Below are 12,371 nucleotides of genomic sequence, written 5' to 3' on the forward strand. Positions count from 1 at the left end.
TTGGGTGGGTATCAGGCGATGTGGACGCGTTCGTCGCCCTGGGCGGCGGTCACCTGGCCGATGGTCCAGTGGGCCAGGTCCAGCGCCTGCAGGGCCTGGCCGATGGACGCCACCTGTTCGGGGGCGACGATCAGCACGAAGCCGATGCCACAGTTGAAGGTACGCCACATCTCGCTGTCGGCCACGGCACCTTCCTGCTGCAGCCACTGGAACACCGGCGGCAGCGGCCAGGCCGAGGCCTGGATGTCCAGCCCCAGACCGTCGGGCACCACGCGGATGATGTTCTCGGTCAGGCCACCGCCGGTGATGTGGGCCATGCCGTGGATGGCCGGGCCGTGCGACTTCAGCAGCGACAGCAGCGGCTTGACGTACAGGCGGGTCGGCGCCATCAGCGCATCGACCAGCTTCACGCCGCCGTCCAGTTCCAGTTCGGCCGGGCGGCCGGCACGGTCATAGATGCGGCGGATCAGCGAGTAGCCGTTGGAATGCGGGCCGGAGGAGGCGATGCCGATCAGCACGTCGCCCTCGCGCACGGCGGCGCCGTCCTTCAGCTCGCTCTTTTCCACGCCGGCCACGGTGAAGCCGGCCAGGTCGTATTCGCCCGGGGCATACATGTCGGGCATTTCAGCGGTTTCACCGCCGATCAGGGCGCAGCCGGCTTCGGTGCAGCCCTGGGCGATGCCGCCAACCACGGCCGCGGCGGTATCCACGTCCAGCTTGCCGGTGGCGAAATAGTCCAGGAAGAACAGCGGCTCCGCGCCTTGCACCAGCACGTCGTTCACGCACATGGCCACCAGGTCGATGCCGATGGTGTCGTGGCGGTTCAGCTGGTGGGCCAGCTTCAGCTTGGTGCCCACGCCGTCCGTACCGGACACCAGGACCGGTTCGCGGTACTTGCTGGACAGGTCGAACAGGGCACCGAAGCCGCCCAGGCCGCCCATCACCTCCGGGCGGAAGCTGCGCTTGACCAGCGGCTTGATGCGCTCGACCAGCGCATTGCCGGCATCGATGTCAACGCCCGCGTCACGGTAGGTGAGGGGGGCGGGGGCGGAAGACGGGATGTTGGTCACGGGCGTCGGCGCTGGCAGGGGGTGAAACGGCGATTTTAACAGGCCACGTTGGCGTGCAGGCCGCATTCGGGCAACAATCTAGGCGGATACGTGAGCCAATGGATGTCCTGATGCGCCGCAGCCTGATCCTGACCCTGCTTCTTGCCCTGTGCCTGCCCGGGGCCGTCCTGGCCCAGAGCGGCCTGCGCACCGAGGGCGACGTGGCCACCGCCAGCGGTGCCTACGAGGCCGAAGTGCCGGTCAACAGCCAGTCCGATGCCGACCGCAACGGGGCGCTGGCGCGGGCCCTGAGCGTGGTGCTGGGCAAGCTGTCCGGCGACCGCGGCATCACCGCGCGCCCGGGCGTGGTGCAGGCCCTGCGCGGAGCCAAGGACTACGTGGCCAGCTACGACTACAAGCAGGACCAGAGTGTCGGCAGCAGCGGTGCCCCCAGCTACCGCACCCTGCTGGTGGCCCGGTTCCGCGAGGACGATGTGGATGCGCTGGTGGCCGCACTGGGCCTGCCGGTATGGCCGCAGCCCCGGCCCAAGCCGGTGGTCTGGCTGGCCATCGATGATGGCAGCGGCCCGCGCCTGGTCAGCGTGCAGCAGGCCAATGCCGCCCGCGCGCTGCTGAACCGCGCCGTCGAACGGGGCTACAAGCTGGGCCTGCCCAGCGGTGGCGCGGCCGAGCAGGCGCTGGTGGGGGCGATCTGGCGCCAGGACAGCGCGGCGGTGGCCCGGGCCTCGGCCCGCTACGCGCCGCCGATGCAGCTGATCGGCAAACTCTACCGCGCCGATGGCGGCTGGGCGGCGGACTGGGTGTTCGTCGATGATGGCCGCGAACTGAACAAATGGACCACCAAGGACGCCAATGCCATGCGTGCGCTGGCCAGTGGTGCCGACGGCACTGCCGATGCACTGGTCAAGCGCTATGCCCGGGCGGGCGTGGCGACCGGCCAGGCGGGCGAGTACCGTGTGGTGGTGACCGGCATCAACAGCGCCGATGCCTACCTGCGCCTGGCCGCCGGCCTGCGCGAGGTGCCGGTGGTCAGGAACGTGACCCCCCTGCGCGCGCAGGGTGACCGCCTGGAACTGAGCCTGGAGATGACCACCGGCCTGGCCGGCTTCAACCGCATGCTGGGCGACAACGGGGTGCTGGTGCCCGCCGCTCCGGTGCCGGTCAGCCTGGGCAGCGATGATCCCAACCCGGCTCCGGCCAGCAACGAGTACCGCCTGCGATGACCCAGAGCCCGGAAGCAGAAATCGCCCAGTTCCTGCGGCGGATGAAGTATGTCGCGGTCTTCCTGCTGGTGGGCTGGGTGGTCTGGCTGCTGGCCCCGATCCTGACCCCCTTCGTGATGGCGCTGGCGCTGGCCTGGCTGGGCGACCCGCTGGTGGACCGGCTGGAAGCCCGCGGGCTGTCGCGCAATACCGGCGTGGTGCTGGTGTTCGTGGCGATGGTGCTGCTGATCGTGGGGCTGATGCTGGTGCTGGTGCCGATGATCGAGCGCCAGATCACCACCCTGTTGTCCACGCTGCCGCAGGCGCAGGCCTGGCTGATGCAGGTCGGCATTCCGTGGTTCGAGCAGAAGACCGGCCTGGAAGTGATGCAGTGGATGGACCCGGACCGGCTGATCGACTGGGTGCGCAACCATTGGCAGCAGGCCGGTGGCTTCGCCAAGACCTTCTTCGGCTATGTCTCGCGCTCGGGCTTCACCGTGGTCACCTGGGTGGTGAACATGCTGCTGCTGCCGATCCTGGCGTTCTACTTCCTGCGTGACTGGGACAAGCTGGTGGAGCGGGTGGCGTCGGTCATTCCGCGCAACCATATCGGCACCATCACCAACCTGGCCCGTGAATCCAACGAGGTGCTGGGCGCGTTCATCCGCGGCCAGTTCCTGGTGATGGTGGCGCTGGGTGCGATCTACGCCGCCGGCCTGTCGCTGGTGGGCCTGAAGCTGGGCCTGCTGATCGGCCTGGTGGCCGGCCTGATCAGCTTCATCCCCTACCTGGGCGCGACCACCGGCATCCTGATGGCGATCGTCGCCGCCCTGGTGCAGGCGCAGGGCTTCGATCTGAAGCTGCTGGTGCTGGTGGGCATCGTGTTCACCGTCGGCCAGCTGCTGGAGAGCTATGTGCTGACCCCGCGCATCGTCGGTGACAAGATCGGCCTGCATCCGGTGGCGGTGATCTTCGCGGTGATGGCCGGTGGCCAGCTGTTCGGTTTCCTGGGCATGCTGCTGGCGCTGCCGGTGGCGGCGGTCAGCAACGTGCTGCTGCGCTATGCGCACCAGCGCTACCGCCAGAGTGATCTGTACGTGGGCGAAAAGACCCCGATCGTGCTTGATGCCTTTGTGGACCAGCCCAACATCATCGTCCCCGGCCGACAGGGTTCCGATCCGCAGTGAGTGGTGTCCCGCAATTGCCGCTGGCCCTGCGCTACCCGCAGGACCAGCGCCTGGAAACCTTCATCGGCGCGCCGGACGGTGCGCTGGCGCAGCTGCGTGCGATCGCGGTGGGGGCCAGCCAGGACTGGATCTACCTGGAAGGGGCGGCCGGTACCGGCAAGACCCACCAGGCGCTGGCGATGTGCTCGACCGCCGAACAGGCCGGGCGGCTGCCGACCTACGTGCCGCTGGGTGCGGTCGCCGGCCGCGTGCGTGCGGCGCTGGAAGGGCTGGAGCAGCGCGAACTGGTGGCGCTGGATGGCCTGGATGCCATCGCCGGCGACCGTGAGGACGAAGTGGCGGTGTTCGACTTCCACAACCGGGCGCGTGCGGCGGGGGTGACCGTGCTTTACACCGCGCAGCAGGCGCCGGGGGAACTGGGGCTGGTGCTGCCGGACCTGCGGTCGCGGCTGGGCCAGTGCGTGCGGGTGGTGCTGCAGGCACTGGATGAAGAGGGCCGTGCGGCGGTGCTGCGCGAGCGCGCGCTGCGCCGGGGGCTGGCGATCGATGAGCCGGCGATCGAGTGGCTGCTGTCGCACACCGGTCGTGGGCTGGGTGGGTTGATCACCCTGCTGGACTGGCTGGACCGCGAATCGCTGGCGGCCAAGCGGCGGATTACCGTGCCGTTCCTGCGGCAGGTGCTGGAAGAAGGCCAGCCGCGTTACTGATCGGGGTGTGTTTCTTTGCAGGGCTGCCGCCCTGCACCTGCTGCAAGCCCAGGCAACGTCAACGTCAACGGCTGGCTTCCTCATGGTTGGCGAGGCGCTGTGGGCTTGCGGGGGCGCCGTAAACCCGTCCATGGGGGCTTGGTCGCCGCATCCATGCGGCTCACACCCCGCAAGCCCACAGCGCCCCGCCTTCGACAGTTTCACGCGGCTGTTGGTAGGTGTCGACCTTGGTCGACACGAAGAGCGAAGCGATCGGCGTTTGATTTTCTTTTTCTTTTTCGGGGCTGGACTCCGGGGCTGGACGCGCGCGCTCTCTGCACCGGCTGCAAGCCGAAGCAACATCAACGTCAGCGGCTGGCTTTCTGATGGTTGGCGGGGCGCTGTGGGTTTGCGGGGACGCCGTAAACCCATCCATGGGGGCTTGGTCGCCGCATCCATGCGGCTCACACCCCGCAAGCCCACAGCGCCCCGCCTTCGACAGTTGGCCGCGGCTGTTGGTAGGTGTCGACCTTGGTCGACACGAAGAGCGAAGCGACCGGCGTTTGATTTTCTTTTTCTTTTCCGGGGCTGGACGCGCGCGCTCTGCACCGGCTGCAAGCCGAAGCAACATCAACATCAACGTCAGCGGCTGGCTTTCTGATGGTTGGCGGGGCGCTGTGGGTTTGCGGGGACGCCGTAAACCCATCCATGGGGGCTTGGTCGCCGCATCCATGCGGCTCACACCCCGCAAGCCCACAGCGCCCCGCCTTCGACAGTTGGCCGCGGCTGTTGGTAGGTGTCGACCTTGGTCGACACGAAGAGCGAAGCGATCGGCGTTTGATTTTCTTTTTCTTTTTCCGTGGCTGGACGCGCACGGAAATTGTCAGGGGCCGGGCGGATGGGGTGCGCAGGGGTGTGAGCCGCATGGATGCGGCGACCGAGCTTACAGGGACGTACTTGCAGCGTCCCCTGCGCAGCCCATCCGCCCGGCCAAGCCAGGCTTCTGCTCCCAAGACGCCCAGCCACGAGGGGCTCAGCCGTTCGCCGTCAGCTCCGCATCCAGCGCCTGCAGCCGATCCACCGTCCCGACGTCGGTCCAGCGGCCAGCATGGTGCTGCCCGGTGACGCGTCCCTGCGCCATGAAATGCTTCTGCAGCGGCACCACCGAGAACTTCGGTGGTACCTGTGCGCTGCCCGGTGCATCGCCGATCACCGCGCGCCAGCCGGCCACGATCGAGGGGCGGTACACGCCGATGCCGGCATAGGTCAGGCAGGCGCCGTTACGGTCGTGGTGCAGCACGCCATCATCGCCCAGCCGGTAATCGCCCTGCGGGTGCTGTGGCGGGTTGTCCACCAGCACCAGGTGCGCCTCGCCGTTGGGTTCGCGGGGCAGGGTGGCGAAATCGAAATCGGTCCAGATATCGCCGTTGACCACCAGGAACGGTGCCTCGCCCAGCACCGGCAGGGCGTTGAGGATGCCGCCGCCGGTTTCCAGTGGCGTGTCACCTTCATGCACGAAATGCAGGCGCAGGCCCCACGCGCTGCCATCGCCCAGCGTGGCGGGGAACTGCGCGGCCAGCCAGGCGGTATTGACCACCACGTCCTGCACGCCCAGCGCGGCCAGGCGTTCCAGGTGCCAGGCGATCAGCGGTTTGCCGGCCACGGCCAGCAGGGGTTTGGGCGTGTGCAGGGTCAGCGGGCGCATGCGCTCGCCCAGGCCGGCGGCGAAGATCAGGGCCTTCATCGGGCGAATCGAAGCGGTGCGGCCTGGTCCAGCAGGGCGGGCTTGACCTGCTCGTCCATCAACCGGCGCAGGCCGTCCAGCTGCGGGTAGCGCGGCAGCACTTCATCCAGGTACGTGATGAAGCGCGGGGCATCGTCCAGGTAGTGGCCCTTGTTGTCGCGGTAGCGCAGGCGGCAGAACAGGCCCAGGCATTTGACGTGGCGCTGGATGCCCATCCAGTCCGCATCGCGCTGGAAGGTCGCCAGCGGTGGCACCGGCAGGCCGGCGGCGGCGGCGGCGGCATGGTACTGCGCCAACCAGCCATCGACCCGTTCCAGCGGCCAGCTCAGGAACGCGTCCTTGAACAGGCTGACCGGATCGTAGGCGATCGGCCCGCGCACCAGGTCCTGGAAATCCAGCACGGCCGGGCCGTCGGCCACCGGCATCAGGTTGCGCGGCATGTAATCGCGGTGGGTCATCAGCTGGGCCTGGCCCAGTGCGTTGTCCATCAGCCGGCGCTGTGCCAGTTGCAGGCCCTCGGCGGCATCGCAGTCCAGCTGCAGGCCCAGGTGGCGCTGCAGGAACCATTCCTCGAACAGGCCGGCGTCCCGCTGCAGCAGCGCTTCGCCGAACTGGCCAAAGCCCTCCGGCAACGGGATCGACTGCAGCACGATCAGCTGGTCGATGGCGCGGGTGAACCAGGCATCGGCGTTGTGCGTGTCCAGCACCTTGGCCAGGGTCGGCCCGCCGAGGTCTTCCAGCAGCAGGAAGCCGGCGTCCAGTTCCTGGGCCAGTACGGCGGGCACGCGCAGGCCATGGTCGGCCAGCAGGGTGCGCATGCGCAGCCAGGGGCGTGGATCTTCCAGGCCGGGCGGGGCATCCATGATGATGTGGCTGCCGTGGGTGCTGGTGGTGCGCCAGTAGCTGCGCATGCCGGCATCGACCGAGGCGCGTTCGACGACGGCGTTGGCGTCGCCCAGCTGGTGGCGGGCCCAGTGCAGGCGCTGGGCGCCACGCTGGAGATCGGAAGCGGGATCGGTCATGCAGGCGGTTCCGGCGCGATCACGCGCCAAGCTCGGGAAGGAAAGCGGAAAGGAGGGGTCAGCGGCGCGGGCTGAACAGCCGCAGCAGGGCAAGCACGGCCACCGCACCGATCACCGCACCCAGGAAGCCGGCCGGCTCGCCCGGTGCGTACCAGCCCATGTACTGGCCGAACCAGCCGGCCACCAGCGCACCGAGGATGCCCAGCACGATGGTCAGCAGGCACCCCATGCGGTTGTTGCCGGGCATGAAGAAGCGCCCGAGCAGGCCGACCACGAAGCCGACCAGCAGGATGTACAGCCAGCTGCTGCTGCCGAACAGACCATTCATGCGTGAGGTTTCCGCGATAGGTGGACGCAGCCTAGCAAGGCCAGGCTGCGTCCGTCACGGTGGGCCGGGCTCAGCAGCAGCCGTGGCCGCCGTGGCGGGTACCGCTGTCGGCGGCCACCGGCGAACCGCTGGTTTCACCGCGCAGGCTGGCCGCGTAGTGCTCGCTGATGACCTTGGACACGCAGGCGGTGACCTTCTTGCCCATCGGAATGTGCAGGAACTCGTTCGGGCCATGGGCATTGGAATGCGGACCGAGCACGCCGGTGATCATGAACTGCGCGCCCGGGAACTTCTCGCCCAGCATGCCCATGAACGGAATCGAGCCGCCTTCGCCCATGTACATGGCCGGCTTGCCGAAGAAGGCCTGGCTGGCATCGTCGATGGCCTGGGTCAGCCACGGCGCCATCGCCGGGGCATTCCAGCCGGTGGATGCCTTTTCCAGATCCAGCGTGACGTGGGCGCCGTTGGGCGGGTCGCGCAGCAGGGCTTCCTTGAGCAGCTCGCCGCAGGCCTTGCCGTTGGCGGTCGGCGGCAGGCGCAGCGACAGCTTCACCGCAGTATGCGGGCGCAGCACGTTGCCAGCCGATTCCAGCGGCGGCATGCCACCGATGCCGGTCACCGACAGGGCCGGGCGCCAAGTGCGGTTGAGCACCAGTTCGGTCAGGTCCTCGTTCATCGGGCGCAGGCCATCGACCAGCGGGAATTTTTCGAAGATGGCGGTATCGACCACTTCGGCAGCGCGCTTGGCCTGCTCCTGGCGCTCGGCCGGAATCTCCACGTGCAGGCCATCGATCAGGATACGGCCGGTGTCCTGGTCTTCGATGCGCGAGAGCAGCTGGCGCAGCAGGCGGAAGCTGGAGGGCACCACGCCGGAGGCGTCGCCGGAGTGCACGCCTTCGTTGAGGACCTTCACCGAGAAGTTGCCACCGGTCAGGCCGCGCAGCGAAGTGGTGCACCACAGCTGGTCGTAGTTGGCACAGCCCGAATCCAGGCAGACCACCAGCGACGGCTTGCCGATGCGGTCGGCCAGGTGGTCCACGTAGGCCGGCAGGTCGTAGCTGCCCGACTCTTCACAGGCTTCGATCAGGATCACGCAGCGCGCATGCGGTAGGCCCTGGGCCTGCAGGGCCAGCACCGCGGCCAGCGAACCGAAGATGGCGTAGCCGTCATCGGCGCCGCCGCGGCCATACAGCTTGTCGCCCCGCAGCACCGGGGTCCACGGGCCCAGGTCCTCGTCCCAGCCGGTCATTTCCGGCTGCTTGTCCAGGTGCCCGTACAGCAGCACGGTGTCGTCGCCGGTTTCGCTGCCGCTGGCCGGAATTTCCAGGAAGATCAGCGGGGTACGGCCTTCCAGGCGGACCACCTCGACCGTCAGGCCGGGGATCTGCTGGGCCCGGGCCCAGGTTTCCATCAGGGTCACCGCCTGGTCCATGTAGCCGTTCTGCACCCAATTGGCGTCGAACATCGGCGACTTGTTGGGAATGCGGATGTAGTCGACCAACTGCGGGACGATCTCGCTGTCCCATTTTTCGCTGACGAATTGGCCGAGCTTGACGCTGTCCATCTGAAACTCCGGTTGCATGGGCTGATCCGCCCATTCTACGCCTGCCCAGGGGGTAGGGATTTTCCTACTTAACGTCGGGTAGTTGGCTGGCTGTTACAAATCCGGCAAACCGATAGTCTGTATGCATGTGGCGACGGACACTGTCCCCACCGGCGGGAATGCCGGCAGGGCGGGCCAGACCCACAAGGAGATACACGTCGTGCCTGGGTTCATCGTGTTAAGCGTGCTGGCACTGGGGATGTGGATGGCGGGGGCTTCGGCCGCCGACCGGGTCGACATCAACCGGGCCGATGCGCAGGCGCTGCAGCAGGGATTGGCGATGGTGGGGCCCAGCCGGGCTGAAGCCATCGTTGCATACCGGCGCCAGCATGGGCCCTTTCATCGTGCCGAGGATCTGGCACAGGTGAAGGGGATAGGACCCACCATCGTCGAACGGAATCGACAGCGGATCACCACGGGCGACATGGGGTTGCCTGCGGATCCGGTGCCCGGATCGGTACCGGTGCGCTCCGTACCCAGGCGCTGACAGTACAGGAATGTCGCAGACCGGCAGGATGCCGGCCACCGCCCCGGCCCGGGAAGGCAGGGGTGACGACCGCCGCAGGGATCGCGGCAACCAATCACCAGGATGGTGGCATCACAGACCTGTGGAAGGGGCTGAGATAAACGAAGGAAACCACGGCCGCGTGCAGGATGCATGGCCACCCCACCTACGCAGGATGCGCCGGGGTGTGCCGTTGGCCGACAAGGATGTATGGATTGCCCGGTACGACACACGGTAGTGTCGCCGGGCAATTTGCTTTTTACGGACGGGCGTCATGGCCTGCCGGTGGCGATGGTGTAGCGTGGAGCTTCCACCGGAATGGAACCCTGGACGGATGCGCCTGATCCCGTTGTCCCTGCTGCTCGCCACCGCCCTTGCCGCGCCGCTGCCCCTGCGGGCCCAGGCCCCGGCGGCGGCGCCCACCAGCGCCCCCGTGCGCGGCCCGACCGACCTCAAGCCCGGGGAATACCTGTGGCATCCGGAAATTTCCCCGACTGGCCCGATCGTGCTGGTGGTCAGCCTGGATGAGCAGCGTGCCTATGTGTATCGCAACGGCATCGCCATCGGCCTGAGCACGATCAGCTCGGGCAAGACCGGTCATGAAACGCCGACCGGTGTGTTCACCATCCTGCAGAAGGACAAGGACCACCGTTCCAATCTCTACAACAGTGCCCCGATGCCCTACATGCAGCGGCTGACCTGGGACGGCATCGCCCTGCATGGCGGTGCGCTGCCTGGCCACCCGGCCTCGCACGGCTGCGTGCGGCTGCCGCAGGCCTTCGCCCAGAAACTGTTTGGCGCCACCCAGCGCGGTGACACCGTGGTGGTGGCCGATACCAAGAGTGCCCCCATGACGCTGGCCTACCCGGCGGTGCTGGCCCCGGTGAACGCCAAGGGCCAGGCGCTGCCGGAAGCGGCCGAAGGCTCGCCCGACAAGGCCTGGTGGAACGACGCCGCCGCGCCCAGCGGCCAGGTCGGCATTCTGGTCAGCCTGCAGGACCAGCGTCTGTATGTGCTCCGCGACGGGGTGATGATCGGCGAATCGCCGTTGAAGGCGGCGGCGTTGCCGGCCTTCCAGGGCACCACGCTGTTCGTGATGGGCCAGGGCTATGCCGATGTGCCCAGCCCGCTGGATGCGCACCAGCGCCTGCACCAGTGGACCGCCTATCCGCTGCTGGGCCAGGACGCGGCACAGGCGACCCCGGACCTGCTGGCCACGCCATCGCTGCCGATGGCGCTGCCGGCCGACTTTGCCCGCCAGCTGTACCAGGTGCTGGTGCCGGGGACCACGCTGCTGGTGACCTCGCTGCCGGCGGTGCGCCCAAGCGCGGCTGAATCGGGGATGCAACCGGTCTTGGAATCGGAGCCGCCGGCAACCATCCACAAGGGTTCCTGAGTTCCCCGGGCCGTGCCCATGACTCCTTCCTGCCTGCGCTGGGTGGCCGCCTGCGGCCTGCTGGCGGCCACCAGCGGTGCCAGTGCTGCGCCCGCGCCGACGGCGGCCGTGGCCGGTCCCCGCGATGACCTGGCCGCGATGCTGGTCCGTACCGCGCCCCGGGCCGACCCGCACGTGCTGCAGCTGGCCGCCACCGCCATGCGCTGCGCACTGCGCCGCCCGGAGCTGGGCATCAACGGCCAGCGCCTGGGCGTGATCGATTACTCGCGGCCATCGACAGAACCCCGGCTGTGGGTGTTCGACCTGGCCAGCCCGCGCCTGCTGTTCGAGGAATGGGTGGCCCATGGCCGCAACAGCGGCGGCAACCGCACCGAGCACTTCTCCAACCGCGATGGCAGTTTCATGTCCAGCCTGGGGATGTTCACCGCGCAGGAGACCTACATGGGCGGCAACGGGTATTCCTTGCGCCTGGCCGGGCTGGAGCCGGGCTTCAACGATCGTGCGCGTGAGCGTGCCATCGTCATCCATGGCGCGCCGTACGTGAACCCGGCGACTGCACAGCTGCAGGGCCGCCTGGGCCGCAGCCTGGGCTGCCCGGCCGTGCGCCTGTCGGTGGCCCGGCCCCTGATCGATGCGCTGCGTGGTGGCACGCTGGTGTTCGCCTATTACCCGGACCAGGACTGGCTGAAGCATTCGCAGCTGCTGGGGACCGATTGCGGGGACAGCGGGCACGTCGCCGCGCGCTGATCCTCCTCGCGCGCTGTGTGTGGAGCGTGCCGCCCCTACAATGCCTGCATGGATACCAACGCCCTGCTGAGCACGCCCACCCACGTCGTTTCCCAGGCCGATTACCGCCGCGAACGCTGGCGCAATGGGCTTGGCTGGACCCGCGAAATCCTGCGCCTGCCGGCGCAGGGCGATGACTGGGCGCTGCGCCTGTCGATTGCCGAGATCGAACAGGACGCGGCGTTTTCCGCGTTTCCCGGCGTGGAGCGTGAACTGGTGCTGCTGCACGGCAACGGCGTGCGTCTGCGGTTCGAGGATGGGCGCGTGGCCGAGGTCCTGCCGCCGCATGGCCGCGTGCGCTTCGCCGGTGAGGACACGCTGCAGGGTGAACTGGTGGATGGCACCACCCATGATTTCAACCTGATGTGGAAGCGCGATCTGCTGCAGGCCGAACTGCTGCACCGGCCGCTGGCGGGCTCGATGTTCTTCTTCAGCGAGCCGGGTGTGGCCTGGGCGCTGCATCTGCTGGCCGGGCAGGCGCGGTTCGGCACGGACAGCGGATTGCCGGCATTGGAGGCCGGTGATACCGCATGGCTCGCCGCGGGGCCACGGCAACGCCACGCGCTGGAGGGTGGTGGTGAGCTGCTGGCGATACGGGTGAGTGCGGTGGGCGGTTGATGGTGTGATGGTGCCGATGGGACAGCATCCACGCATGGCGTGGATCTACAACAGCGACCGGTCGTCAATCCGCCCCATCCGGTAGATCCACGCCATGCGTGGATGGAAGTGGTAGATCCACGCCATGCGTGGATGGAAGTGGTAGATCCACGCCATGCGTGGATGGAAGTGGTAGATCCACGCCATGCGTGGATGGAAGCGGTAGATCCACGCCATGCGTGGAT

At 68.0% G+C, this 12,371-nt stretch carries 13 protein-coding genes; 7 read left to right on the forward strand and 6 right to left on the reverse strand.

Annotated features, from left to right (window positions below; translation table 11 throughout):
- Positions 1–11 precede the first annotated feature (11 nt).
- On the reverse strand, positions 12–1,070 hold the full coding sequence (gene purM, locus Q9R17_RS13095) for a phosphoribosylformylglycinamidine cyclo-ligase (protein WP_308155042.1): 1,059 nt from the start codon (positions 1,068–1,070) through the stop codon (positions 12–14).
- 110 nt (positions 1,071–1,180) lie between these two features.
- On the opposite strand from purM, the gene Q9R17_RS13100 reads away from it, so the two are divergent.
- The 3 genes from Q9R17_RS13100 to hda are packed head-to-tail and all read left to right on the forward strand — an operon-like array spanning position 1,181 to position 4,166.
- Positions 1,181–2,293 carry a DUF2066 domain-containing protein gene (locus Q9R17_RS13100; protein WP_308155043.1) on the forward strand — a complete coding sequence of 371 codons (1,113 nt, stop codon included), beginning with the start codon at positions 1,181–1,183 and terminating at the stop codon, positions 2,291–2,293.
- Positions 2,290–3,459 (forward strand): AI-2E family transporter, encoded by a 1,170-nt coding sequence (locus Q9R17_RS13105; RefSeq protein ID WP_308155044.1) that lies wholly within the window; start codon positions 2,290–2,292, stop codon positions 3,457–3,459. The genes Q9R17_RS13100 and Q9R17_RS13105 overlap by 4 nt, the downstream gene beginning before the upstream one ends.
- Complete coding sequence (hda, locus tag Q9R17_RS13110; RefSeq protein WP_308155045.1) at positions 3,456–4,166, forward strand: DnaA regulatory inactivator Hda; 711 nt, start codon at positions 3,456–3,458, stop codon at positions 4,164–4,166. Before Q9R17_RS13105 ends, hda begins: the two co-directional genes overlap by 4 nt.
- 1,012 nt (positions 4,167–5,178) lie before the next feature.
- On the opposite strand, the gene murU is transcribed toward hda, so the two are convergent.
- From murU to Q9R17_RS13130, 4 genes are all read right to left on the reverse strand, one after another.
- Positions 5,179–5,889, reverse strand: coding sequence for an N-acetylmuramate alpha-1-phosphate uridylyltransferase MurU (gene murU / locus Q9R17_RS13115; protein WP_308155046.1), 711 nt, complete (start codon positions 5,887–5,889; stop codon positions 5,179–5,181).
- Entirely contained in the window at positions 5,886–6,911 is a 1,026-nt protein-coding gene (locus Q9R17_RS13120) for a phosphotransferase (protein WP_308155047.1), read from the reverse strand. Before Q9R17_RS13120 ends, murU begins: the two co-directional genes overlap by 4 nt.
- A gap of 58 nt (positions 6,912–6,969) precedes the next feature.
- Positions 6,970–7,239, reverse strand: a complete 270-nt coding sequence (locus tag Q9R17_RS13125) for a GlsB/YeaQ/YmgE family stress response membrane protein (RefSeq protein WP_308155048.1) — start codon at positions 7,237–7,239, stop codon at positions 6,970–6,972.
- A 70-nt stretch (positions 7,240–7,309) separates the two neighbouring features.
- Positions 7,310–8,803 carry a M20 family metallopeptidase gene (locus Q9R17_RS13130; RefSeq protein ID WP_308155049.1) on the reverse strand — a complete coding sequence of 498 codons (1,494 nt, stop codon included), beginning with the start codon at positions 8,801–8,803 and terminating at the stop codon, positions 7,310–7,312.
- A 199-nt stretch (positions 8,804–9,002) separates the two neighbouring features.
- Between Q9R17_RS13130 and Q9R17_RS13135 the strand changes: the two genes are divergently transcribed.
- The 4 genes from Q9R17_RS13135 (at position 9,003) to Q9R17_RS13150 (ending at position 12,147) form a co-directional block, all read left to right on the forward strand.
- Positions 9,003–9,329, forward strand: coding sequence for a helix-hairpin-helix domain-containing protein (locus Q9R17_RS13135; RefSeq protein WP_308155050.1), 327 nt, complete (start codon positions 9,003–9,005; stop codon positions 9,327–9,329).
- Between the two features lie 352 nt (positions 9,330–9,681).
- Positions 9,682–10,743 (forward strand): L,D-transpeptidase, encoded by a 1,062-nt coding sequence (locus Q9R17_RS13140; protein ID WP_308155051.1) that lies wholly within the window; start codon positions 9,682–9,684, stop codon positions 10,741–10,743.
- Between the two features lie 18 nt (positions 10,744–10,761).
- Positions 10,762–11,490, forward strand: a complete 729-nt coding sequence (locus tag Q9R17_RS13145) for a murein L,D-transpeptidase catalytic domain family protein (protein ID WP_308155052.1) — start codon at positions 10,762–10,764, stop codon at positions 11,488–11,490.
- Positions 11,491–11,538: 48 nt separating this feature from the next.
- Entirely contained in the window at positions 11,539–12,147 is a 609-nt protein-coding gene (locus tag Q9R17_RS13150) for a HutD family protein (RefSeq protein ID WP_308155053.1), read from the forward strand.
- Between the two features lie 45 nt (positions 12,148–12,192).
- Here Q9R17_RS13150 and Q9R17_RS13155 read toward each other — a convergent pair whose 3' ends face one another.
- Positions 12,193–12,363: a hypothetical protein gene (locus Q9R17_RS13155; protein WP_308155054.1), complete on the reverse strand. Its 171-nt coding sequence runs from the start codon at positions 12,361–12,363 to the stop codon at positions 12,193–12,195.
- Between the last annotated feature and the right edge of the window lie 8 nt (positions 12,364–12,371).

Source organism: Stenotrophomonas sp. 24(2023) (assembly GCF_030913365.1).
Lineage (GTDB): Bacteria > Pseudomonadota > Gammaproteobacteria > Xanthomonadales > Xanthomonadaceae > Stenotrophomonas.